We start from the raw sequence: 24343 nt of genomic DNA, 5'->3' as shown, positions 1-24343 counted from the left end.
CCACGCCGTTAATCACGCGAATTTGCACAAACCTCGCATCAATTTCGCGCTATTCCGCCCAATTCGCCCACAACACCATCAGCACGGTCATGAGCGCCGGACCGATGAAGATGCCGATCAGCCCGAACGTGGAGGCGCCGCCCAGAATGCCGAACAGCACGAGCAAGAACGGCAGGCGCGTGGAATTGCCGATCAGCACCGGCCGCACGAAATGTTCGGCGACGAACACCACCACGCAGCCGCACGCGGCCAGGATCGCCGCCGCCACCATCGAGCCTTGCGCCGCGAGCCACAGCGCCGCGCCCGCGAACACGATGGGCGCGCAGAACGGCAGCATGGCCGCGACCGCCGTGACCGTGCCGAGCAGCGCCGCGTGCGGCACGCCTGTCGCGAGATACGCGGCGCCCAGCAGCACGCCCTCGCCCAATCCCACGACCACGAGGCCCGTGACGGTGGCCCGGATCGCCGCGGCCATGCGTTGCAGCAGTTGCGCACCGTCGGCGCCGAACGCGCGGCGCGCGCCACGCATCAACGTGGACGAAAGTTTCGGCCCCGCCTGAAAGATCACGAACAAGGTGACGAGCGTAAAGCCGAACGTGACGGACGCGTGCGCGGCACGCGCGCCGAAGTGACGGCCGAAGTTCACGAGCGTGTCGCCGTGCAGATGCTGCATCGCGGGCGACGCCTTGAGCGGTTGCGCGAGATTGGCCTGCCACCAGTCGTTCACCTGACGGCTGCCCACGGGCAGACGCGAGACGAAATCGGGCACCGGCACGCCGTTTTCCTGCGCGTCATGCACCCAGACGTAGAGTTCGTGCGCCTCGCCGCCCGCCTGAATGGCCGTGACGGCGATCGGCAGAATCACGAGCAGGCCGATCGCCACCGAGAGCAGCGCCGCGATCAAGGTGGTGCGGCCACGAAACCACGCGCGCGATTCGATGGCGCCGTACGCCGGCCAGAGGACGATGGCGAGCACGGCCGCCCACGCGACGGCCGGCAAAAACTCGCGCACGACCCACAGCGCGAGCACGACGAGCAAGGTGTACAGCACCGCCGAGGCGGCGCGCTGGATTTTCTGCTCGTGTGTGGAGTTCGGAGCAGGCGGGCGATGAATCATGTAACCTCGGGAAAATTTTAAAAAAGGCGCTCGCGCAGTCCAGCATGCGGCGCAGCAACATCGAGCGCGCAAAACCCGCTTTTCGTCAGATTCGCTCGCACTCCGGGCGTTCCGCCCCCTTCCTCCCAACGCCGTCGCAATGCCAATTTTCGGGGCATCGCATGTCGCGTCTCGCACAACAGTGCGTTGCACAAATTCAAGATGTCGACCCTAATCGGCCGCAAACCCGCATTCCTTCGTTCGCTGCAACGTCCGGCGGGGGCATTGTTGCCGGAAATGGAATGGTGTTTCAACGGCGACACAATGGCACTTGTCAGCGCGCAGGAATACAGTCGCGGCAACCCCACGTACGGAGCCGACAATGAAGAAAAAAGCGTGCCTCGCGCTTAACGGTGCCAACGGCGAACGCATCGAGATCCTGGAGCAGACCGATTCTGCGCTGGTGATCCGCTGGGTCGAACCGGGGCGCTGCCATTACGGCGAACAACGCTGGCGCCGCCGCTCGGCGCATACGTCCGGAACCTGCGCCGTTTCGCGCCGCAAGATCCGCCGTGGCGACGCCGTGTTCAAGCCGGCCGAGCGCCCCGCGCCGCTCAACGCCTCGGTCATGATCGCGGCCGAAGTGTTCGGCGAGCTCGTCGCGGTGGAAGCGTAACGCGCCTTCCGCGCGCCACGGACCTGCCGTCCAGCGCTGGCGTCCCGCTTTCACGCCGCTGAACTGCGCGTCTTCCGCGCCCGCTCGCCGCAGCAACGCAGCACCCGATGCCGCGGCCAACCCCGCGCCCCAAGCACCGCTCAACGCGCCAGCGCAATCGTCCGCGCGGCATGACGCGGCACGAAGCCTTCCGCCGATGACGCCTCCCGCAGCGCAGCCACGCGCGCGAGCACGTCGGCGTCGAAGGGCGCGGCGCGCGGCCCGGCGCGGTCCACGTGCAGCAACAGCTGCTCGCTCGCCGCAACCGGCGCGGCGCCATCCACCGCGACATCGCCTTCGGCGTACATCTCCAGATAGACGCGCACGCGTTTCGCGTCGTGCTCCAGCACCCGCATCTCCACGCGCAACCGCGCGCCGGCCTTCACCTCGCGCAGATAGTTCAGATGCGCCTCGAGCGTGTACATCGAACGCCCGCGCGCCTCGCGCGCCGCCGCATCGAGGCCGATGGCGTCGAGCAGCGCATCGGTCGCGAAGCTGTAGATCAGCATGTAATACGCGTCGCGCAAATGCCCGTTGTAATCGACCCAGTCGGCGCGCACCGTGTCGCGGTACACGAGCGGCGCCGTCGCGTTCGTCATCGCGTTCCTCCGTGAGCGGCGCGGCGCGGTCCGCCGTTTGCGCGTGCAGCAGTGTAACCGCAGCCGCGCCCCGGCCGTCGCGAGGCGCGCAATTCGTCTGACGCTTCCATCGAACGCCTTTTTGCGTCGATGGCCGCGCCCCGCGCGCCGATCCGCCGCCGTGCACACCCCCGGCCGCTGCGGTAAGGTTTGACGATACGCGGCGCCGGCCGCGCCCGGCTTCTCATGGCGCGCCGCCCTCGCCGCCCCGCAACCGCCGCCTTGCGCGGCGCTTCTGAGGCCCGGCCATGGCAGAGAACACGCCCCCGCTCCCGTTTCCTCCGCAGCAGTTTTCGCTCGATGTGATGCTCGAGAAGTACGCCAAGGGCGACGAGCAAAGCGCCGACGACATCTATCGCCGCGTCGCGCGCGGCGTCGCGGCGGTCGAGCCGCCGGAACTGCGCGCGGAAGTCGAGGCGCGCTTCGTCGACAACCTGCGCCACGGCGCGCTCGGCGCGGGCCGCATCATGAGCGCGGCGGGCGCGGGCATCGACGCCACGCTCATCAACTGTTTCGTGCAGCCCGTCGGCGACAGCATTCAGGGCGTCGACGACGAAGGCCGCCCCGGCATCTACGTCGCGCTGTTGCAGGCCGCCGAAACCATGCGGCGCGGCGGCGGCGTCGGCTACAACTTTTCGGCGATCCGGCCGCGCGGCGCGCACGTGCACTCGACGGGCTCGAGCGCCTCCGGCCCGTGCAGCTACATCGACGTGTTCGACGCGTCGTGCCGCACGGTGGAAAGCGCGGGCGCGCGGCGCGGCGCGCAGATGGCCGTGCTCGACTGCGATCACCCGGACCTGCCCGAATTCATCGAGGCCAAGCATTCGAAGGGCCGCTGGAACAACTTCAACGTCTCCGTGGCCGTCACCGACGAATTCATGCGCGCCGTCGAGGCGGACGCGCCGTGGCAGCTCGTGCATCGCGCCGAGCCCTCGCCCGCGCTGCGCGCGTCGGGCGATCTGCATCAGCGCGAGGACGGCAAATGGGTCTACGCCGAACTGCGCGCGCGCACGCTCTGGGACGCGATCATGCGTTCGACCTACGACGTGGCCGAGCCGGGCGTCGTGTTCATCTCGCGCATGAACGAGGACAACAACCTGCGCGCCCTCGAAGCGATTCGCGCGACCAATCCGTGCGGCGAGCAACCCTTGCCCGCGTATGGCTGCTGCAATCTCGGGCCGCTCGATCTCACGCGCTTCGTCGTCGATCCGTTCGCGCAGCTCCACGGCGGCACGCCCGATTTCGACTGGCAGGCGCTCGCCGCGCGCACGTGCACCCAGGTGCGTTTTCTCGACGACGTGCTCGACGCCACGCTCTGGCCGCTGCCCGAACAGCAAGCCGAGGCGGCCGCCAAGCGGCGTATCGGCGTGGGCTTCACGGGACTCGGCGACACGCTCGTGATGCTCGGCATCCGCTATAACTCGGAGGAAGGCTGCGCGTTCGGCGCGCGGATCGGCCGCACGATGCGCGACGCCGCGTATCGCGCCTCGGTAGAACTCGCGCGCGAGCGCGGCGCCTTTCCGCTGTTCGATGCGGCGACCTATCTCGCCGAGGGCACCTTCGCCTCGCGTCTGCCCGACGCCGTGAAGGCCGAGATTCGCGCGCACGGCATCCGCAACAGCCATTTGCTCTCGATCGCACCCACGGGCACCGTGAGCCTCGCGTTCGCCGACAACGTCTCGAACGGCATCGAGCCCGCGTTTTCGTGGACCTATCAGCGCACGCGCCGCATGGCCGACGGCAGCCGCGAAACCTTCGACGTGGAAGATCACGCGTGGCGGCGCTACCGCCAGCTGGGCGGCGACGTGGACGCGCTGCCCGCGTACTTCGTGAGCGCGCTGGAAATGAGCGCGCAAGAGCACGTGGCGATGATGGCGGCGGTGCAGCCGTTCGTCGACACCTCGATTTCGAAGACGGTGAACGTGCCCGCCGACTATCCGTTCGAAGATTTCGAGCATCTCTACCTCGATGCGTGGCGGCGCGGCTTGAAGGGTCTCGCCACGTACCGGCCGAACGAGACGCTCGGCGCGGTGCTGCAGACCACGCCGGCGCCGGCCCCGGCGGCCACGCCCGACGACGCCGCCAGCGACGCGCTCCTCGACCCGCTGCGCGTGGCCATCGATCATCGGCCCAAAGGCGAGTTGCCCGCCGTGATCGAGAAGATCGAATACATCACGCAGGCCGGCAAGGTGTCGCTCTACGTGGCGGTGTCGTTCATGGCAGTGACGGGCCAGGTGGGCGGCGCAACGGCCACGATCGAACGGCCGATCGAGTTCTTCATCCCGATTGGCCAGCGCGACGAATCGCAGCAATGGATCACGGCGACGATGCGTTCACTCTCGCTCGCGGCGCGCGGCGGTTTCGTCGCGCGCAATCTGCAGGATCTGCGCAAGGTCTCGTGGGATCGCGGCCAGGTGCGCTACGGCGAAACGCAGCGTCTGGACGGGCGGCGCACGCCGCTATGGCACGACTCGGAAGTCGCGGCGATCGCCTATGCGATCCAGCAGATACTGCACCGGCGCGGCTTTCTCGATGCCGAAGGGCGGCAGGTGCCGTCGCGGCTGCTCGCGCAACGGCATGGTGGTGGCGCTGCGGCGGTGGTGCCGGCTGCGACGATGGCGGCCGAAGCGCCCGTGGAAGCGGAACGCCCCGGCGATCAGGTGCTGCCCGTCGACAACGCCCTGCCCGCCGACGCGCAACACGCCTGGCCGCACGCGATGTTCGGCAGGCGCTGCGGCTCGTGCGGCGCGAACGCGGTGATCCGCAAGGACGGGTGCGACTTCTGCACGGCGTGCGGGGAGATCGGGTCGTGCGGGTGAGCGCGCCGGTGCTTCACGTTGCGGAGGCACTCGCCGGTCACTGAACGAGATCGACGCTCAGCGTGCGTTCGTTGCTACGGCCATGATCGTCGACCACGCGCACGCTGTACGTGCCGGTGGTCGACGGTTGCCAGAAGAGCGTGCCGCTGGGCGCACTCGTGCCCACGTACGCGTCGTTGACGAACCAGTAGAGCCGTTGCGTGCTGGCGTCGGCGGTTGCCGTGAAGGCGATGCGCGTGCCGCCCACGTCCTTCACCCGCATCGCGTAGCGACTGCCGCGCAGCGGCGAGCCGATCCGCGGCGGTTCGCCCACGATCTGGCCGGCGTCGCGACAAGCGCGATTCTGCGGCGGCCGGCGCACTGCGATACCGGCCTGCGCGAACACCTGGCGCAGATCGGATGGCCAGAATTCGAAAACCTCGGTATGCGTACGCCCGCTGTCATAGGGCGGGCAAGCCGCCTGCCCCGTGGCGTTGTCGATCACGACGGGCCGGTGCAGCGTGCTCACCCGGATCGGCGACTTGCCGGGAATGAACCAGGTCCAGCCCAGTTGCGGACACCACGGGTTCGGTAGATTGCCGCTCGCAAGACAAATGGGGACGCGCTTCAGCCCGGCGGGCACCGGGCGGGCGGGCTCGGCCACCGTGCGCTGCGCCGCCACCGAATCGACGATCTGGAAGAACAGCGGCGCGGCCGCATCCACGCCGACGAACGCCGTGTTGCTGGAGTTGTCGAAATTGCCCACCCAGACGACGAGTACGTACGGACCGAACACGCCGGCCGTCCACGCGTCGCGGAACGACCAGGACGTGCCGGTTTTCCAGTACACCGGCAAACGCGACGGCTGCGCATAGCTCGTCTCGTCGGGGCGCACGTGCTGGCGCAGGATGTCCATCGTCATGAAGCTCGCCTCGGCGCTCAGCAGCCGCTTGCCGGGCAACTCCGGCGAGTCGGCGCGCAGCCGCAGCGGCCGAAGCACGCCGCCGTTCGCGAGCATCGCGTAGAGCCTCGCAAGCTCCTGCATCGTCACCTCTCCGCCGCCGAGCACCAGCGCGAGCCCGTAGTGCTGCTCGCTCGCGGCGAGCCGGACGTCCGCGTTGCGCAGAAACTCATAGAGATCCGGATGCTGAAGTTGCGATGCGGTCCACACGGCGGGGACGTTACGGCTGCGGTTCAGCGCGTCGGTCGCGGTGATGGGGCCGAGAAAGCGGCCGTCGAAATTCTCCGGCGCGTACGGACCGAACGACGTCGGCACGTCGCGCAGTATGGTTTGCGGATGCAGCACACCCTGATCGAAGCCGAGCGCGTAGATGAACGGCTTGAGCGTCGAGCCCGGTGAGCGCCGCGCAAGCGTGCCGTTCACTTGCCCCTGGATCGAGCGATCGAAGAAGTTCGCCGAGCCGACGAGCGCCTTGACGCCCATGTCCCGCGTGTCGACGAGAATCGCGGCGGCGTTGCGAATCCCCTGACGGTCGTTGCGCGTGACATAGCGATCGATCTGCCGCTCGAGCGCGCGCTGCAGGTCGAGATCGATCGTCGTAACGAGCCGCGCGTCGCGGTCGCCTGCATCGCGGCGCTGCGGCTCGCGCGAAGCCAGCACCTGATCGACGGCATGCGGTGCGGAAAACGGCAACGCCGAAAGCGGCCGGAGTTGCAGCGGCAATTCGAAGAGCGCGGCAAGCGCGGTATCGGCAGGATGTTGCGCCGCCCAGCGCGCGTAGAGCCGGTTGCGCGCCACCGTGAGCGCCTGGTTGATCTGCGCCTGGGTGCCCCGCACGCGCCGCGCCGGATCCTGCGGAACGACGGCGAGCGCCAGCGCCTCGGGCAGCGTGAGGGCATCGGCGGCCTTGTCGAAGTACACGAGGCTCGCGGTGCCCGCGCCTTCCACGTTACGTCCATACGGCGCGTCGTTCAGATAGGCCTCGAGAATCTGTTGCTTCGAGTAGAACAGTTCGAGTTGCAGCGCGCGGCCGATTTGCCTGAGCTTGCCCAGCGGCGTGCGGGTGTTGAGCGGCCAGAGCGAACGGGCGAGCTGCATGGTGATCGTGGAGCCGCCCTGCGGATTGCCGCCGCGCACATACGTTACCCACGCGCCGCGCGCGAGCCCGTAGAGGTTGAAGCCCGGGTGCCAGTAGAACCAGCGGTCCTCGTGCAGCAACACGGCGTCGACGAGCTGCGGCGACATCCGGCCGAGCGGCACCCACAACCGGTAGCGGTCGTCCTTCGCGAGCGTGAGACGCAGAAGCCGGCCGTTCGCGTCCAGCACGGCCGTCGACGCAGGCTTCCAGTCGCGCAGCGACGGATGCGGCCACAGACGGCAGCCGGCGAGCAACGCGGCGACCAGCAGTACGCCGGCAATCCCGTTCTGCCAGCGCTGCACCCACCGCGCGAGCGCGCGCAGCACAGAGCGCGGCACGCTCTCAGCCGCCATGTGTCGCCGCCTTCCCGCGCACGGTGCGCCCGATCACGGACGCACGACGGTCAGCGCCGCGCCCCCGGGCGCTTGCGCCTGCACGCGCCGGTCGTACATTGACTCGCCATAGGCTGGCGGCACGACGAAGCGGCCCGCGTTACTCGCCTTGATGCGGTACACGAACTCGCGCACGTCGGTCGTCGCGGTGCCGTAGATCACGACGCGGTCCTCGCGCACGTCCACATAGGCGGGCTGCCAGCTCGACCCCGCGACGCCGATCGGCGAATGCCACGGTGGCGGCGCCGTGCTCGCGTCGCTCGACGCGGCATCGCTGCTGTCGGCGTCGCTGGACGGCGGCGGCGTGAGCACCGGATCGAAGCCACCCGGCAGCAGATCCACGATGGCGACGTTGCCGACACTCGTATTGCCGGTGGCGCGAATTTTCAGATGCACGTCGATCTCCTCGCCGGGCGTGATCTTGCCGAGGGGCTTGCCGCTCGTATCGGTGTACTCGCGCACGATTTCGAGGCCGTTGCGGATCGTTTTCGCGGCATTGCCGCGATCGTAGCCCGACTGGCTCGCGATCCACCACGCGGGCAGCGCGCTGCCGTTGATGAAATCGACGCGCGTGGCGTTCGAACTCCATGTGGCCGACTTCATCAAGCCGGCCTGCACCGTCGACACGTCCTTCGACGTGCCGTTGGCGAGCACCTCGTTGATCGCGAGTTGGTCGAGACTGCCCGCCGTCGCGCTCGAGTAGGCCGTGAGCGCGAGAATCGTCATCGACGAAGACAGCGTGTTGAAGCGGTCCTGTTCGAGCGGCGTCACGATGTTGGCCACGGCACGCGGCGACAGCTTCGCGATACGGTCCGGGAAATGCTTCGCGATCAGGTACAGGGTGGTCGCATCGCGCGTGAGCGGATCGATGAAATAGCCGAAGCCAAACGATTCGTCGCGCGGCGCGGCGCGCTCCAGCAGCTTCTGCGGCCCGGCGATCAAGGCGGCGGCCTCCTTGTCCTGCTTCAGCAATTGATAGGACGCCGCCAGCCACGCCGCCGCCAGGTCGTCCTTCCACTGGTTCGGATACGCGCTCTGCAACCGCTTCTGGACGGCCGCGAGACTGTTGGTCGTCACATTGCCCTCGCGCGTCAGCAGATAGACCGCGTACGCACGCTGCCGCAGCAGGTCGAGCGTGTCGAGCGCGTCGTTCGCCGCCAGCTTTTGCAGGTACTGATTGCCGGCATCCAGCATGTCGGGCGGCACGGCGACGCCGCGCTCGCCTGCGTCGATCAGCACGTGCATCGCGTAGACCGAGACGAACGGATCGGCGTCCTGCGTGGCGGTCCAGAGCCCGAACCCGCCCTGCGCATTCTGCCGGCTGCGCAGCAGCTCGAAGAACTGCCGGGTCATGTCCGCGCCCGTCGTGCCCTCGGCCGCGAACTGCGTTCGCGTGGGGCTCGTCAGCGCGCGCGCCGACAACCACTTCGCGGCGAACAGGCGCGGCACCATGGCGCTCACGAGTTGCTCGCTGCAGTCATGCTCGAAATTGACGAGATACGACGCCAACCCTTCCGACAAAACGACCGGCGCGGTCGAAATACTCGCGTCACGGGCGGCATACGCGTCGTACATCGTGCGCAGTTCGGGCACGCTTGCCTTCTTTCCCGGCGCGAGTTGCGCGAACCCGAGTTGCGTGCGGAATGGCGCGGCCGGCCGCACCGACACGTCGGCATGCTGCGCGGCCGATTTGTCGCCGTAGCGCGCGCCGAACGACAGCGCGCCGTCGCCGAGTACGCCGGTGGCTTTCACGCGGAACAGCGCGACGCCTTCGTGCAGCGGCGCGAGCGCGATGCTCTGCGTGGCCGCACCGACGACGTCCAGTTGCGGGCTGCCGGTCAGCGTGACGGACACGGGCACCGGCTTGTTGTCCACGCCGGTCAGATTGTTCGCAATGCCGACGCTGATCTCCGCCTCGTCGCCCGGCGCGAGTGTCGTCGGCGTATTCGGAGAGAGGACGAAGTCGCCGCGCACCGTGGTCTCGCTGGACGCCGTGCCGATGAGATCCGGCGAAACGGACACGGCCATGACGCGCATTTTGCCGTTGAAATAATCGGGCACGCGGTAGCTGAATCGCGAGTCGCCATGCGCGTCGACGATGCCCGACCAGAACACCACGGGCTTGTCATGCTTGCGCTTGAACGGATTGAGCTGCCGCCCGATGGCGTCGTCGGCGTCGCCGCCCGGCGCGGCCATCGACATCAGCTTGCCGAAGTCGGGCAGGATCAGGTCGAGGATCTGCGAGGTGCCCACTTCGAGCGTCCGCTTGCGGAAGAAGTACTTCAACGGGTCGCCGAGCTTGTAGTGCGCGACCTGCAGAATGCCCTCGTCGACGGCGAACAGCACCAGTTTCCCGGGCCGCGGCGAATGCACGGTGAAGGTCGCCGTCTCGCCCGGCTTCACGAGCGCCGGCGCGTCGACGGTCAGCGCATTGCGGCGCGCGTCGAGGTTCACGGAGAACGGCACGACGCCGTAGCTCAACGGGCTCATGAACACCTCGTCCGACGAGGGATCGCGAATGTACTGCACGTTGATGTACCCGCTGCCTTCGAAGCCGGCAGGCACCGTGATGTGCTGGATCGAACTGGTCGTGTTCGCATGGAACCACGCGTGCGCGTACACCTTGTCGCGCTCGATGGTGATCAGGCCACTGCCCGCATACGGCGCGCGTATCGCGATTTCGATCGGCTCGCCCGGCTTGTAGTCGTGCTTGCTCAGCGTGAGTTGCAATTCGGCGTTGCGGTCGAGCGAGCGCGAGACATTCGCGTCGCCCGCCACCGAATAGTCGATCCGGTTGACTTCCGCGCCATCGGGACCATGAATCACGAGTGCGTAGTTCCCGGGCCGGTCGGTACGCAACGGAAAGACAGTGCCGGCCGCGGCGATCGAAAGCGGCTGCTCGTCGAGCGGCACCTCTTTCAGCCTCGAGTCGTACTTGTACGCGCCCGAATCCTGTTTGGTCAGCACCGAGACATAGCGTTCCTCGACAAGCTGCGCGCGCAGCCCGCTCACCGCGATCGCCTTTGCGTGCGGATCGATCGCGACGAGGCGGACGCTACGGGGACTGCCGCGCATCACGTAGCCGAGACTGTCCGCCGACTTGTAGCCCACGAGCCAGTCGTTGTTCGACACGAGCGTCTGCGCATTCGCGGCGACGCTGCGGCCGCCGTCCGCTTCGTAAGCCTTGGCCTGGAAATAAAGCTGGTAGGTCGCGTCTTCGTACTTCTGCAGGTCGAGATCGAACTCCGCGTGACCTCGCGCGTCGGTTTTGCCGTCCTGCAGCGTGCTCGTGTAGTCCTCTTTCGCGCGATGCGCGCTGAAGAAATGATAGTCGGACCAACTGCGGAACGACGGCCACGCGGGCCGCAAGGTCAGCGTGGCCTCGACGCGCCGGTCCTCCGCCGGCGTGCCGAACAGGTTTTGCGCGTCGACGATCCCCTTCAGTTGCGCGGGCTTGACCCAACCTTCGGCGACTTGCTGCGACAACCGCGCGTCGACCTTCATGCGGTCGGGCATGAACTCCTTCACCTGCACCGTCACACTGCCGATAGGCGTGTCGCCCGGCCGCCCGTCTTTGACGATATACAGGTTGGCCGTCCACGTGCCGGTTGGCGCGGTTTCGGCCGGCGTGTAGTCGAGCGATGTGAAGCCGTTCGAATCGACGGCCAGCGAACGCCGTTCGACCGTGATACCGCGCGGATCGACGATCTCCGCCTGCAGCGGCACGCCTGCCGGGCTGCGCGACCAGTCCGCCGCGCGCACGATCATGCCGATGTGCAGCAGATCGCCCGGCCGGTACAGTCCACGATCGGAGAAGAGCCACGCCGACAGTTGTCCGCGGCTCGTCGCATTGGGTTCGCCACCCACATCGAAGCGCGAAAAATCGAGCTGGCGATCGCTGCCCGAGACGGGCAAAAACGAAAGATCGCCGTCTTTCGACACGACGTACAGCTCAGGACGTTTCTCGCGCTCGAGTCCCTTCAGGGTCGGGAAATGCGCGACGCCGTCAACGTCGGTCGACTGCGTGAAGAGCGGCTGGCCATTGACCGCGAGCACCGACACCTTTGCGCCCGCCACCGGTCTGCCGGTACGGATCGACTGGACGAACACGTCCTGACTGCCGTCGAGCGCGCGCTTGACGAGCATCCCGAGATCCGTCACGACGATCAGGCGCGTGTCGCGGGTGTTCGAATTGTCGGCATTCGCATCGTCGCCACTGCCGGCATCGTCCGAACTGCTTTGACTGTCGGCATTGTCCTGCTGGTTGCCGTCGCCGTCGCCCGAACTGGCGGAACTGTCTTCGTTGCCGTCGCTCGCCTTTTTCTTGTCGGCGGCCGGATCGTAGCTCGACAGATGAATCAGAAAGACACCGCGCTTGCCGTTCTTCAGATACTGACCGAGATCGACGCCGTCATAGCGCGCCTTGCCGGGGTCCGCCGAAGGGAACGCCCGCTTGATCTCGAAATGCTCGACGATATGGTCTTCGCTGAAGCTGTACGACAACTCCGGCCTGGCGTAGGTGCCCCGATTGAAACTGACCAGATGCTGAAGCTGCTCCGGCAGCACGCGGCCGATCTCGACCTTCATGCCCGGCAGATTTCTCGAGACGATCGAAATCCGCTTATCGCCGCTCAACGACAGCAACGAGCCGTCGGCGACGAAACGCAGCAGCTTGGGATAGTCGGGCACCGTGAGCGTGCGCGTGACCGGTGCGGCGAGCAGATAGCCGCCCGCCGATTTGAGGCCCGCGTCAACGCGCACATAGATCCGCGCGCCGGGCGTGGCGTGATACTTGAAGCTCTGCAGCGCGGCTGAATCCGTTTCGGTCGGCGTCACGCCGAGGGGCAGCGGCGTGGACTGCTTGAGCACGGCATCGCTCACGTCATCCACGTTCCACGCGTACGGCGGATCGTCGTCGGCCTGCTCGACGCCCGCTTTGCGTTTGGGCAGGACCCAGGCCCTGGCGTGCGCCGCGATGTCTTCGGCGCGCACGGCGTCGGACAATTGCGCCACGAGCACTTGCTCGGGCTCGTAATGGTCGCCGTCCACGAGCGTGGGCGAGATGTCGCTGAGCGTGAGACTGTATAAACCCGGCACCGCGACCTCGGCGCGCAGCGGCGCCGCCGTGCCGTCTCCGCCACGCGCGCTGCGCACGCCCTTGTCGAGGTCCAGCCGCGCCGAAAGCGGATCGCGCGGCACCTCGAGCGGCTGGGACCGCACCCACGCGGTCAACTTGTGCGTGTCGTAGCTGACCGTGTAGCGCAGCGGCGTCGTCGCCTTGCCGTCGCGGCCGACCAGCGCGAAACCGAGACGCTGCTCGAACGTGGCCGGATCGACCGGATAGTTGAAGCGGATCTCCATGATCGCCTGCTTCAACGCCGCATTCCGCGGGTCTTGATAGAACGCGTTCGAGCCGAATTGCGCGGCGAATGCCGGCACGTCGAACGCGAAGCGGTCGTCGGCCATCGTCACCTGCGGCGCAAACGCCTCGCGAACCGCGAAACGCACCGCCACGTGCGCACCAACCGGCCAGTCGGCGGCGGGCGTGAATTGCAGCGTATGGTCGTCGGTCCAGACCCACGCGCCCTTCAACGCCGGTTGCATCTCGATGCCCTGCGTTACGGCCTTGCCCACGAGCGCGAGCGGCGCGGCCGACTTCGAGAACGCCACCTCGAGCGGATGCACGATCGTTTGCGGCTTGCCACTGTCGTCGTCGCTATAGGTGGTGACCGGTGGCGCATTCACGCGGAAGGTGACCCGATCGGGCTCCGGCGCTTTCGGCCGATGCTGGTACCAGTAAATGCCGTAGGCCGCCGCGAGCGCGACCACCGCCACGCCCACCGTCCGCCCCGGCCTGCGACGTACGTGTTCCGCGGCATAACCGGGCCACGCAGGCGCCGTCCAGGACACGCCGCCGACCAGCGGCCGCAACAGGCGCCCGAGCAGCCGGAAAACCCGTGCAATCGTGCGAAACGGGAGCAGAAGCAGGAAGCGGAGCAGATCCATGATGGTCGGTCGTGCGCTAGCTGAAAATCACTACGACAATGCGTTGGAGGCGTCGCGCAGAAAACTCTGCGCGATGCAGCGTTTTAATCCGTCGATATCACAACGACTGCGCGCGGCGAGCGATCTCTCCCGCGGCGAATCACGCCAATTCACGAACGGCCCGACGTTGGCCTCCCGAATTGAACATCTACTTTCATTCGACACATTTCCGTGGAATAACCGGCAATCCACGATGCCGAAAATCCGGACGCGCACGGGAACGATGAAAATCGCATCCCGCAGACAAGGAGCGCGAGCGCACGACATGGCCGCCCGCACGCGACGGCGATTATACCGACTCGTATCGACCGTCGATAGCGAGGTCCGGCCGTGCATTTTTCCATGCCGAGTGAATTGAAAATCGCCCACGTCGATTTTCAAATTAAACAACTCGCAATTTCCGCCCGATAAAATAGCGCCTCTCATCTATTTATTCTTCTCCGTCGTCACGCGCCGGCCTCGCTGGCCGAGTCGTGCATATTTACCCAACCGATAGAGACGCGGCAATCGTATCAATCCGAAGCTTGTGCATCATCAAGTTTTCCTGACTTGCGTTCATTTTCCCGGCATCGGCAAATACCCCACAAACCCCTGCGCCAACGCGTTCCCCTCGCCCGCCCTCACGAGTTTCAGCACCTGCGATTCATAAGGATTGCTCAGCAGCGGCCGGAACACCACACGCTCGCTCCCCACACGTCCCAGCGCGGCGGGCACGAGCGCGATGCCCATGCCGAACTCCACCATCGTCACCACGGTCTGCCAGAGCCGCGCCTCGTGACGGATCTGCGGACTGAAGCCGGCTTCCACGCAGGTCGCGATGATTTGATCGTGATAATGCGGCGAGACCGAACGCGGAAACAGAATGAACGGTTCGCGAGCGAGCGTCGCGAGTTCGATGCGCCGCTTGCGCGCGAACGGATGCGCGGCGGGCAAACAGCACAGGAAGGGCTCGGAAACCAGCACCTCGGTTTGCACCTCGGCGGGAAAACGTCCCCAGTGCGCGAAGCCCAGATCGATCTGCAAGCGCTGCAACGCGTGCATCTGTTCCGCCGTGTTCATCTCGCGCAGCACGACCTCCACGGCCGGATGATCGGCTTCGAAACGGCGCACCGCTTCCGGCAAGCCGCGATACAGCATCGAGTTGACGAAGCCGATGCGCAAACGCCCCGCCAGCCCATGCGCCGAACGGGCCGCGATACGCCGCACTTCGTCGGCCTGTTCGAGCAGCCGGCGCGCCTCTTCGAGCAGCACGTTGCCCGCGTTCGTGAGCGCGACCGCCTTGTTGGTGCGTTCGAGCAACTGCACGCCCAGTTGCTCCTCGAACTTGCGGATGTCGAAGCTCAGCGCGGGCTGCGAGATGAAGAGCCGGCGCGCCGCGCGGCCGAAATGCAACTCCTCGGCCACGGCCACGAAATAGCGCAATTGCTTGAGTTCCACGGCGTCGTCTCCCGCGCGATGTCCGCGATTTATCGATAGATAACGCTTATCGTACATGACATCGGTTGTATTGGACCGTTATCGAAGCCGCGCCTAAGCTGTGTCGAACTCGCCGTGACAGCGGCGGCAAAACAGCAATCCGATGGAGACACCTCGATGAGCGACCGGCCCGCCTTCGCCACGCCACTCAACGGCGCGGACAACATTCCCGACAGCCGCGGCATCAACTTCTACACCAGCGATCCCGGCTTCGCGCCCCTGCTGCGCAGCTATCTCGGCGACGACGCCTTCCGCGCGATCGAAGCGCAACTGACCGAGCTGGGCTTGCGCGCGTCGGACGAACTCGACGCGCTCGCCTCCGTCGCCGACAAGCATCCGCCCGTGCTCGCGCCGCGCACGCGCCGCGGCGAAGCGATCCAGAGCATCGAAAAGCATCCCGACTACGTGGCGCTCGAACGCGTCGCCTACGCCGAACTCGGCCTCGCCGCGATGAGCCATCGCGAACACGCGAGCGCGCCGCTCGTGAAATACGCGCTCACCTATCTGTTCGTGCAGGCCGAATTCGGCTTGTGCTGCCCCGTGAGCATGACCGACTCGCTCACGCGCACGCTGCGCAAGTTCGGCACGCCGGAACTCGTCGCGCGCTATCTGCCAATGCTCGCCTCGCAGGACTTCGACACGCTGTTTCAAGGCGCGATGTTCATGACCGAGCAGGCCGCGGGCTCCGACGTCGCGCGCATCGCCACGCGCGCCGTGCGCACGCGCAACGCGCAAGGCGAGGACGTCTGGCAGTTGCACGGCGACAAATGGTTCTGCTCGAACGCCGACGCCGATCTCGCCATGGTGCTCGCGCGCCCCGACGACGCGCCGCCCGGCATCAAGGGCCTCGCGCTGTTCCTGCTGCCGAAAACGCTTGCCGACGGCTCGCGCAACACCTACCGCATCGTGCGCCTCAAAGACAAGCTCGGCAGCCGCTCGATGGCGAGCGGCGAGATCGTGCTCGAAGGCGCGCAGGCCTATCTGATCGGCGAAGTCGGGCGCGGCTTTCACCAGATGGCGGACATGATCAACATGTCGCGGCTGTCGAACGGCGTGCGCGCGGCGGGTCTCATGCGCCGCGCCGTCACCGAGGCGCTGCACGTGGCGCGCCACCGCGAGGCATTCGGGCGCAAGCTCGTCGACATGCCGCTCATGCAGCGCCAGTTGCTCAAGATGATGCTGCCCGCCGAGCAGGCGCGCTCGCTGTTCATGCGCATCGCCACGCTGCTCCCGCGCGCCGATCAAGGCGACGCGCCGGCCGCGAAATGCGTGCGTATCCTCACGCCGCTCATCAAGTTCCGCGCCTGCCGCGACGCGCGCCGCGTGACCGGCGACGCGATGGAAGTGCGCGGCGGCGTGGGCTATATCGAGGAATGGAGCGACCCGCGTCTCGTGCGCGACGCGCATCTGGGCTCGATCTGGGAAGGCACGAGCAATATCGTCGCGCTCGACGTGGCGCGCGCGGCGAAACGCGAAGGCGCGCTCGACGCGCTCGCGCAATACGTGAATGCCGAACTCGCGGCCAGCGGCCTGCCCGCGCAAAACGTGGCACTGCTGCGCGACGTGTTCGACCGCGCGGGCGCGGCGCTCGTGAGCGTGGCCGAATGCGGCCGCGACGAGTCCGTGCGCCAGGCCGCGAGCGCGCTGTATCACGCCACCACGGCCGCGTTCATGGCCTGCGAGGCGGCCGCGATCCAGAGCGACTACCGGCGTCTCGCGCTCGCTAACCTGATCGTGCAGCACAAGCTGCTGCCGCGCGATCCGCTGGCGCTCGACGAACGCGACGCGCATGCGGCCACGCTGCGCGCGATCGTCGACGAGCGAAGCATCACGCTCGCCGACGCCGTTGCGCTGATGCCCGCGCAGTGAGGTCCCATCATGTCGATTAATTCGGTTTCCCAGGTACATGGCGCGCTGCACGGTTTGCGCGTACTCGATCTGAGCCGCGTGCTGGGCGGCCCGTACTGCACGCAGGCGCTCGCCGATCACGGCGCGCAGGTCATCAAGCTCGAACCGCCCGACGGCGACGAAACGCGCGGCTGGGGGCCGCCGTTCGTGGGCGAAACGGCCTCGTATTACGTGGGCGTGAACCGCAACAAGCAGGGTATTGCCGTCGATCTGTCGCGCGGCGAAGGCCGCGCGCTGCTCTGGCAACTGCTCGAAGGCGCGGACGTGCTGGTCGAAAACTTCAAGCCCGGCACGCTCGCGCGCTGGGGCATGGATTACGAACGCGATCTGCGGCCGCGTTTTCCGCGCCTGATTCACTGCGCGATTTCGGGTTTCGGCGCCGACGGCCCGCTCGGCGGCTTGCCCGGTTACGACGCCGCGATCCAGGCGATGGCGGGCCTCATGAGCGTAAACGGCGAACGCGACGGCCCCGCGTTGCGCGTGGGCTTGCCGATCGTCGACATGGTCACGGGGCTCAACGCGCTCGCGGGCATTCTGCTCGCGCTGGCCGAGCGCGAGAAAAGCGGCCTCGGCCAGTCGGTGGACATCGCGCTCTACGACTGCGGCGTGTCGCTGCTGCATCCGCATCTGCCGAACTACTTCGGCAACGGCCGCACGCCGCAGCGCAGCGGCAACGCGCACCCGAACATCGCGCCTTACGACAGCTACGCCACGCGCACGGCGCCCATCTTTCTCGCCGTGGGCAACGACCGCCAGTTCGCAAAGCTGTGCGCGCATCTGGGCGTGCCCGAACTCGCGAGCGACGCGCGTTTCGCCGACAACCGCAGCCGCTGCGCGCATCGTCCCGAACTCAAGGCGGCGCTCGAAGCGCGGCTCGAAGCGCACGACTGCGAGCCGCTCGCGCGCGACCTGATCCAGGCGGGCGTGCCCTGCGGTCCGGTGCAGACCGTCGATGCCGTGGCGGCGCATCCGCATACGCGGCATCGCGGCATGATCGTCGAAATGAACGGCTATCGCGGCACTGGCGCGCCCGTGAAACTCTCGCGCACCCCGCCCACCTACCGCACGCTTCCGCCCGCGCTCGGGGCCGACACGCGCGCCGTGCTCGACGCACTGGGTATCGACGCGCACACGCAGCAACGCCTGTTCGAATCCGGCATTGTCAAGGAACCCGAAGCAACGGAAATCGTGCAGAACTAACCACGTCAACGGAACATAGACCGGCCCGAGCCGGCTCAACCCGCTTCAGGAGACACGCATGAATCGCCACGCCCAACTCGCCCGCCAGCCCGCGCGCGCCTCGCTGGCCGCCTTCTTCGGCACCACCATCGAGTGGTACGACTTCTACATCTACGCCACGGCCTCGGCGCTGATCTTCGGCAAGCTGTTCTTCCCGTCGAACGAACCGTTCTACAGTACGCTCGCGTCGTTCGGCACCTTCGCCGTGGGCTTTTTCGCGCGCCCGTTCGGCGGTCTCGTGTTCGGGCATCTCGGCGACCGCATCGGCCGCAAGAAGGCACTCGTCGCCACGCTTTCGATCATGGGCGTGGGCACCGTGGGCATCGGCTTCCTGCCGACCTACGCGAGCGCCGGCGCGCTCGCGCCCGCGCTGCTCGTGCTGCTGCGCGTGGCGCAGGGCGTGGCCATCGGCGGCGAATGGGGCGGCGCGGTGCTGATGGCGGGCGAGCACGCACCGAAGGACAAGCGCACGTTCCTCGCTTCGTTCGCGCAGCTCGGCAGTCCCGCCGGGCTGATTCTCGCGCTGCTGGCGTTTCGCAGCGTCGCGCATCTGGACAAGGACGCGCTCTATGCGTGGGGCTGGCGCCTGCCGTTCCTCGCGAGCGCGGTGCTGCTCGTGGTGGGCTTGCTGATTCGCTCGGGCGTGGGCGAGTCGCCGGAATTCGAGGCGCTCAAGACACAACGGCGCACCGCCGCGATGCCGATCGTCGAGGTGCTGCGCGATTCGTGGCGCGCCGTGCTGCTGTGCCTGGGCGCGAACGTGATTGGCGTGGCGGGCGCGTGGTTCGTCAACACGTTCATGCTGAATTACACGACGCAAACGCTCGGCCTCGATCGCGGGCTGATTCTCGACTGCCTGTTCGTCGTGGCGTTCATCCAGCTGTTCACGCAGCTGTTCTCGGGCTGGTTCGCGCAGCGCGTGGGCGCGGGGCGCTTTCTCGTGCTCGCCGCCGCGCTCGCGACGATCTCGCCCTATCCGATGTTCGTGCTGGTTGCCACCGGCAAGCCGGTGGCGATCGTCGTGGGCATCGCCATCGCGGTGATGTGCATGTGCAGTTCGTATGCGGTGATGGCGGGCTTCATGACGAACGCGTTCCCGGTGCGGGTGCGCTACTCGGCCATTTCGATTTCCTACCAGTGCTGCGCGGCGCTCGCGGGCGGTTTGACGCCGCTCGTCGGCACGCTGCTCGCGCATCACTTCCCGGGCCAGTGGTGGCCGCTGGCGATGTTCTATAGTGCATTGGCCGGCATCTCGCTGCTGTGCATCGCCGTGCTGCAACGGCGCCAGCACGCGGCGAAAACGGACGACGTGGGCATGGCGGTGGCCGAATAAGCGCCAGGCCACGCTTCGGCGGCGCGGCTCAAGCCCGCGCCGTCGCCCCGATCGCCGCCATCAGCGTCATGACGGCCACGCGCCACGCCTCGCTCTCGCGCCCTTGCGCGAACAGCGCCCCGACGATCTCGCGATGCAACGCCTCGCGCTGGGCGCTGGGCGGCAAGATTTCGCCGAAGCTCATCAACGATTGCGCGAGCGCCGCGCTCGGGCCGCCGCTCGCCAGCGCGGCCAGCAGATTCTGCGCGGCGTCGGGAATCGCGGCGATCATCAGCATGCGCTCCTCCCAGATCACGAAGCGCGCGAGCCGCGCGAGCAGGCTGTGCTCGCCGCCGCTGGCGAACACCGGCATGCCGTCGAGCCACGCGAGCAGGCGCGCGCCCTCCATCGGCCGGGCGATCACATAGCCCTGGGCGCCGTCCACGCCGAGCACGGCGAGCGCGTTGAGCAGATCGAGCGAGTCGATACCTTCGGCCAGCACGAATTGGCCGAGCGAATGCCCGAGCCGCGTGAGCTGATAGATCACGCGCAGCGTGTTGAGCGCTTCGTCGCCGCTCACCTGCACGAGTTCGCGGTCGAGCTTGATCCAGTCGAACGGCAGTTCGCGCAGCCGCGTGAGACCGCTGTGCCCCGAGCCGAGGTCGTCCTGCGCGAGCAGCACGCCGAGCGCGCAGAACTTCTCCAGAATCGCGCGCTGCCCCTGGCTCAGCGTCAACGATTCGTTCTCCAGCACTTCGAGCGTCAGGCACGCGGCCGGGCAATCGTGCGCGTCGAGCGCGCCGCGCAGCGCGTCGTAATAGCGGATGTCGTTGAGCGCGGCGGGCGGCAGGTTGATCGAGATGTCCAGCACGCGGCCGCGCGCGCGCCAGCGCAACCGGTCGCTCAGCGCGAGATCGAGGCCGCGCGTGAACAGCGCGAGCAGGTCGTCGGACGACAGCGCGGAGAGAAACTCGTCGGGCGCGAGCAGACGCTCGCCGTCGCGCAGCCGCGCGAGCGCCTCCACCTTGCTCACCGTGCCCGTCGCCAGATTGAGCAGCGGCTGATAGTGCATCTCCAGCGCGCCCACGCGCACGAGCGCGGCCCAATGCTGGCGCACGCTCACCGGCACGGCGGCGCTCATGCCGTCGTGCGTCTGGATACGCGACGCCGCGCAGCCGAGCAGCGTTTGCAGCAATTCGACAAATGCGACCTGATCGGTCCCGACAAAGCCGCCCGGAAACTCGCTGTACAGAATCAGCAACGCGAGCGGCGGCTGGCCGGGCGCGGCGAGCGGAACCGCCACGAGGGAACGCACGCCCTCGTTGGCCGCGATTTCGCGCCACAGCGCGACGAGCGGATCGGTCTGAAAGTTGACGACGCGCTCGGGCTTGCCGCTGCGCCAGGCGCGCCCGACGGCGCCTTGCCCGTGCGGATGATCGGCGCGTACGCTCACGATCTGATCGTGCGCCGCCAGCACGCCGAGCAGGCCGCCCGCGGCCTTGCCGCCCGCGCCCGCCTCGAAGTGAAAGATGCCCGACGCGTCCGGCCGGCCGATCACGCACGCCGTGATCTCGTCGTGCCCGGCCAGCGTCTCGATCACCTGATCGATGAAATTCGTGTAGCTGCCGGCTTCCCACACGAGCCGCGTGATGCGCAGCAGCGCTTCCTGCTGGGAATCCTGCACGTCTTGATACGCCTTCAATTGCCACGCCAGGTCGGACGTCAGGCGGCGCGCGTAGAGCGCGAGCGATTCGTTGCTCACCACGCTTTCGATCTGCGCGTAGAGCAATTCCTGCAGCACGCTGCGGCTGCGCACCAGTTCTTCCTTGTCGAGCCCGACGATCGCGTGAATGCGGCCGATGCGCTGCGCCATCTCGGCGTGCTCGAGGGGACTGAGGTTGGGATCGGCGAGCGCGAGGAGATTCTCGATCTGGCGCGTCTTCAGATTCGCGAGTTCGTCGCCGGCGAGCATTTCCAGAATGCGGCGGGATTTGGGCAGGCGCGCGAGTTCTTCGTAGAACTTCTGCACCACGAGGGCCGCATGGTCATGCAGTACCCCGATCAGCGTTTTCATTATTTGAGCCTTTTAGTCCCCGCTCTGGCGCAGCGGCGTTCGCCGACCCGCGCCAGATTCCCCGGCCATTCGTTTTCTATGGATTTGCTGGCGGCCGCCTGGATCGCGTTACGACTATGCTTTTTGGCTCGCTCGCGCCGAGATCATACGTCATCGGCGAGCGCCTTCCGTACGCAAGACCGCGTTGGCGCGAAAGAATGAGACTAAAACGACAAAAAAGCGCTGAAAAAAACTGAGGAAAATTGAAAATTCCACCGCCGCGCCCGGCCGCCCGGCGCCCGGCGGGACGGCCACCCGCGCGCCGAACGAAACGGCGCGCGCGACGGCAAGCCAAACGGCGAGTTAAACGGCGAGTTAAACGGCGAGCTAAACGGCGCTCAGAGCGGCGTGAGCAGCGGCTCGCCCGCGAAGTGACGCGCGGCGTTGGCGATGAAATGGCGCACCGTGGCGTTGCGCACGTCGGGCGAGGTGCCCGCCGTGTGCGGCGTGAGCACGATGTTCGTCAGGCCGACGAGCGCGGCGGGCGGTTCCGGCTCGCCCTCGTAGACGTCCAGGCCCGCGCCGCCGAGCGTGCCCGCCGCGAGCGCCGCCGCGAGCGCAGCCGTGTCGACCACGCTGCCGCGCGACACGTTGACGAGAAAACCGTCCGGCCCGAGCGCGTCGAGCACCGCGCGATCGACGAGATGCGTCGTTTGCGGGCCGCCCGGCGTGGCGATCACGAGGTAGTCGCTCCATTGCGCGAGCGCCATCAGCGTGTCGAAGTAGCGGCCGTGCGCGTCCTCACGCGGCTTGCGGTTGTGATAGCCGATCTCCATGTCGAAACCGGCGGCGCGCTTCGCGACCTTCGCGCCAATATGCCCGTAACCGACCACGCCGAGCTTGCGCCCCGTCACCGTGGGCCGCATCGCGAGGTCGTCGCGCCACACGCCCGCGCGGCACGCGGCGTCGTACTGCGGCACGGCGCGCACGGCGGCGAGCAGCAGCGCGAGCGCGTGGTCGGCCACGCAATCGGCGTTCACGCCCGCGCCGTTGCTCACGGCGATGCCGCGCTCGCGCGCGCGGTCGACGGCGATGTTCTCGTAACCCGCGCCCAGCGCGCTCACGAGTTCGAGTTGCGGCATGCGGTCGATTTCCGCGGCGGTGAGGCCGGTCGTGCCGTTCGTGAGCACCGCGCGCACGCGCTCGCCGTGCTGCGCGACGGCTTGCGCGCGCGAGTCGGCGTCGGGCGCGTAGATCAGTTCGTAAGTGGCGCCCAGCTTGGCGCGGTCGTCGTCGGTCAGCAGAATCAAGGTCAGCAGGCACGGCTTCATCGGCTTGTCATTCCTCTGTAATCACTCGGTGATGATCTATACGGCGAACACACTACACGGCGCGCCTTACATCGCCATCACACGATGATCGAATCCGCCGCGTCCCCATCGTGCTCGAGCCGCGTTCACACCGCGTTCACATAGCGCGGCGGCGGCGCGACTTCCACGCGCGGCGCGACGACCACGGCCGCATCGCGCGCACGGCGCATTTCGTCGGCGGGACTCATGCCGAACAGGCGCTTGAACTCGCGGCTGAACTGCGAGGCGCTTTCGTAGCCCACGCGCACGGCCGCCGCGCTCACGTTCAGACCGTCATGCGTGATGAGCAGCCGCGCGTGATGCAGGCGCGTGGTTTTCACGTACTGCATCGGCGAGGTGGACGTGACCGCCTTGAAGTGCGCGTGGAAGACCGCGAGGCTCATGCCCGCCTCGGCGGCGAGCGTCACCACGTCGAGATCGCCGCGATAGTCGCTGTGGATGCGGCGCAGCGCCTTGGCGATGCGCCCAAAGTGATGTTGATGCGTGAGCGCCGCGCGAATCGCGTCGCCCTGCTCGCCCGTGAGCACGCGGTAGCAGATCTCGCGCACGATCGCCGGGCCGAGAATGCGCGCCTCGCACGGCTGCGCGAGCGCTTCGAGCAGCCGCAGCACGGCGTTCGAGAGCGGCGCGTCGAGCGGCGTGGCATAGATGCCCGAAGGCTCCGAGTACGCGCCGCCGCGCGAGTCGTCGAGCGCCATCAGCAGTTCGGCGACGGTCGTGAGGTCCACGCGCACGCCAATTGCCAGAATCGGTTTTTCGGGGCTCGCCTCGGTCTCGCACTCGAACGGCATCGGCACGGACAGGACGAGATACTGCTGCGCGTCGTAGATGAACACCTGGTCGCCGAGAAAGCCGCGCTTGCGGCCCTGGCAGACGATGAAGATGCTCGGCTCGTACATCACGGGCTGACGCGGGTGGCTCTGGCTGCCGCGATAAAGCCGCACGCCGTCGATAGGCGTGACGTGCACGCCGTCGCGCTGCGTGAGATGCAGCATCAGTTCGACGATGCGGGTCTGGTTGGCGGCGGGCGGCGCGACGGCCGGCGCCGCGACGGTTTTGACGTAGACCATTGCGGTTGTACCCCAAATGGATGAGGCGGGCAGAGAAACAGGCTTGCCAATCTATCACCGAACGCACGCGCGCGTGCTTCGCCAGGAGAAACAGGCAAGTCTTCGATAGATTCAGGTATTCCCTGGGTGGCT

General features: G+C 67.3%; 14 protein-coding genes. 5 read left to right on the top strand and 9 right to left on the bottom strand.

Annotation, left to right across the window (positions count from 1 at the left end):
- Positions 1–49: 49 nt before the first annotated feature.
- Positions 50–1117, bottom strand: a complete 1068-nt coding sequence (locus FAZ98_RS20835; RefSeq protein ID WP_158953341.1) for an AI-2E family transporter — start codon at positions 1115–1117, stop codon at positions 50–52.
- A gap of 361 nt (positions 1118–1478) precedes the next feature.
- Here FAZ98_RS20835 and FAZ98_RS20830 point away from each other — a divergent pair, with 361 nt between their 5' ends.
- Positions 1479–1772 carry a DUF3331 domain-containing protein gene (locus FAZ98_RS20830; protein ID WP_158953339.1) on the top strand — a complete coding sequence of 98 codons (294 nt, stop codon included), beginning with the start codon at positions 1479–1481 and terminating at the stop codon, positions 1770–1772.
- Between the two features lie 140 nt (positions 1773–1912).
- Here the strand turns inward: FAZ98_RS20830 and FAZ98_RS20825 are convergent, their stop codons facing one another.
- Positions 1913–2410 carry a thioesterase family protein gene (locus tag FAZ98_RS20825; RefSeq protein WP_158953337.1) on the bottom strand — a complete coding sequence of 166 codons (498 nt, stop codon included), beginning with the start codon at positions 2408–2410 and terminating at the stop codon, positions 1913–1915.
- A 287-nt stretch (positions 2411–2697) separates the two neighbouring features.
- On the opposite strand from FAZ98_RS20825, the gene FAZ98_RS20820 reads away from it, so the two are divergent.
- Positions 2698–5268: an adenosylcobalamin-dependent ribonucleoside-diphosphate reductase gene (locus FAZ98_RS20820; RefSeq protein WP_158953335.1), complete on the top strand. Its 2571-nt coding sequence runs from the start codon at positions 2698–2700 to the stop codon at positions 5266–5268.
- Between the two features lie 37 nt (positions 5269–5305).
- On the opposite strand, the gene pbpC is transcribed toward FAZ98_RS20820, so the two are convergent.
- The 4 genes from pbpC to FAZ98_RS20800 all read right to left on the bottom strand — a co-directional run bounded on the left by pbpC (position 5306) and on the right by FAZ98_RS20800 (position 15220).
- Positions 5306–7699: a penicillin-binding protein 1C gene (pbpC, locus tag FAZ98_RS20815; RefSeq protein ID WP_158953333.1), complete on the bottom strand. Its 2394-nt coding sequence runs from the start codon at positions 7697–7699 to the stop codon at positions 5306–5308.
- A gap of 33 nt (positions 7700–7732) precedes the next feature.
- Positions 7733–13744 carry an MG2 domain-containing protein gene (locus tag FAZ98_RS20810; protein ID WP_158953331.1) on the bottom strand — a complete coding sequence of 2004 codons (6012 nt, stop codon included), beginning with the start codon at positions 13742–13744 and terminating at the stop codon, positions 7733–7735.
- Positions 13745–13774: 30 nt separating this feature from the next.
- Positions 13775–14209, bottom strand: a complete 435-nt coding sequence (locus tag FAZ98_RS20805) for a hypothetical protein (protein ID WP_158953329.1) — start codon at positions 14207–14209, stop codon at positions 13775–13777.
- 129 nt (positions 14210–14338) lie between these two features.
- Positions 14339–15220, bottom strand: coding sequence for a LysR family transcriptional regulator (locus tag FAZ98_RS20800; protein WP_158953327.1), 882 nt, complete (start codon positions 15218–15220; stop codon positions 14339–14341).
- A gap of 156 nt (positions 15221–15376) precedes the next feature.
- Here FAZ98_RS20800 and FAZ98_RS20795 point away from each other — a divergent pair, with 156 nt between their 5' ends.
- The 3 genes from FAZ98_RS20795 to FAZ98_RS20785 are packed head-to-tail and all read left to right on the top strand — an operon-like array spanning position 15377 to position 19739.
- Entirely contained in the window at positions 15377–17128 is a 1752-nt protein-coding gene (locus FAZ98_RS20795; RefSeq protein ID WP_158953325.1) for an acyl-CoA dehydrogenase family protein, read from the top strand.
- Positions 17129–17137: 9 nt separating this feature from the next.
- Positions 17138–18367 (top strand): CaiB/BaiF CoA transferase family protein, encoded by a 1230-nt coding sequence (locus tag FAZ98_RS20790; protein WP_158953323.1) that lies wholly within the window; start codon positions 17138–17140, stop codon positions 18365–18367.
- A gap of 58 nt (positions 18368–18425) precedes the next feature.
- On the top strand, positions 18426–19739 hold the full coding sequence (locus tag FAZ98_RS20785; protein WP_158953321.1) for an MFS transporter: 1314 nt from the start codon (positions 18426–18428) through the stop codon (positions 19737–19739).
- Between the two features lie 28 nt (positions 19740–19767).
- Here FAZ98_RS20785 and FAZ98_RS20780 read toward each other — a convergent pair whose 3' ends face one another.
- From FAZ98_RS20780 to FAZ98_RS20770, 3 genes are all read right to left on the bottom strand, one after another.
- On the bottom strand, positions 19768–21792 hold the full coding sequence (locus tag FAZ98_RS20780; RefSeq protein WP_158953319.1) for an EAL domain-containing protein: 2025 nt from the start codon (positions 21790–21792) through the stop codon (positions 19768–19770).
- Positions 21793–22169: 377 nt separating this feature from the next.
- Entirely contained in the window at positions 22170–23102 is a 933-nt protein-coding gene (locus FAZ98_RS20775; protein ID WP_158953317.1) for an NAD(P)-dependent oxidoreductase, read from the bottom strand.
- Between the two features lie 125 nt (positions 23103–23227).
- Entirely contained in the window at positions 23228–24211 is a 984-nt protein-coding gene (locus FAZ98_RS20770) for an AraC family transcriptional regulator (RefSeq protein WP_158953315.1), read from the bottom strand.
- Between the last annotated feature and the right edge of the window lie 132 nt (positions 24212–24343).

This window comes from Paraburkholderia acidisoli (genome assembly GCF_009789675.1).
Taxonomy (GTDB): domain Bacteria; phylum Pseudomonadota; class Gammaproteobacteria; order Burkholderiales; family Burkholderiaceae; genus Paraburkholderia; species Paraburkholderia acidisoli.
This window is presented reverse-complemented; position numbering and strand designations above follow the sequence as displayed.

What these genes read in the sequence shown, in the direction of transcription:
- FAZ98_RS20835 (WP_158953341.1), bottom strand. Translation starts at nt 1,117, where the DNA reads ATGATTCATCGCCCGCCTGCTCCGAACTCCACACACGAGCAGAAAATC.
- FAZ98_RS20830 (WP_158953339.1), top strand. Translation starts at nt 1,479, where the DNA reads ATGAAGAAAAAAGCGTGCCTCGCGCTTAACGGTGCCAACGGCGAACGC.
- FAZ98_RS20825 (WP_158953337.1), bottom strand. Translation starts at nt 2,410, where the DNA reads ATGACGAACGCGACGGCGCCGCTCGTGTACCGCGACACGGTGCGCGCC.
- FAZ98_RS20820 (WP_158953335.1), top strand. Translation starts at nt 2,698, where the DNA reads ATGGCAGAGAACACGCCCCCGCTCCCGTTTCCTCCGCAGCAGTTTTCG.
- pbpC (WP_158953333.1), bottom strand. Translation starts at nt 7,699, where the DNA reads ATGGCGGCTGAGAGCGTGCCGCGCTCTGTGCTGCGCGCGCTCGCGCGG.
- FAZ98_RS20810 (WP_158953331.1), bottom strand. Translation starts at nt 13,744, where the DNA reads ATGGATCTGCTCCGCTTCCTGCTTCTGCTCCCGTTTCGCACGATTGCA.
- FAZ98_RS20805 (WP_158953329.1), bottom strand. Translation starts at nt 14,209, where the DNA reads ATGAGAGGCGCTATTTTATCGGGCGGAAATTGCGAGTTGTTTAATTTG.
- FAZ98_RS20795 (WP_158953325.1), top strand. Translation starts at nt 15,377, where the DNA reads ATGAGCGACCGGCCCGCCTTCGCCACGCCACTCAACGGCGCGGACAAC.
- FAZ98_RS20790 (WP_158953323.1), top strand. Translation starts at nt 17,138, where the DNA reads ATGTCGATTAATTCGGTTTCCCAGGTACATGGCGCGCTGCACGGTTTG.
- FAZ98_RS20785 (WP_158953321.1), top strand. Translation starts at nt 18,426, where the DNA reads ATGAATCGCCACGCCCAACTCGCCCGCCAGCCCGCGCGCGCCTCGCTG.
- FAZ98_RS20780 (WP_158953319.1), bottom strand. Translation starts at nt 21,792, where the DNA reads ATGAAAACGCTGATCGGGGTACTGCATGACCATGCGGCCCTCGTGGTG.
- FAZ98_RS20775 (WP_158953317.1), bottom strand. Translation starts at nt 23,102, where the DNA reads ATGAAGCCGTGCCTGCTGACCTTGATTCTGCTGACCGACGACGACCGC.
- FAZ98_RS20770 (WP_158953315.1), bottom strand. Translation starts at nt 24,211, where the DNA reads ATGGTCTACGTCAAAACCGTCGCGGCGCCGGCCGTCGCGCCGCCCGCC.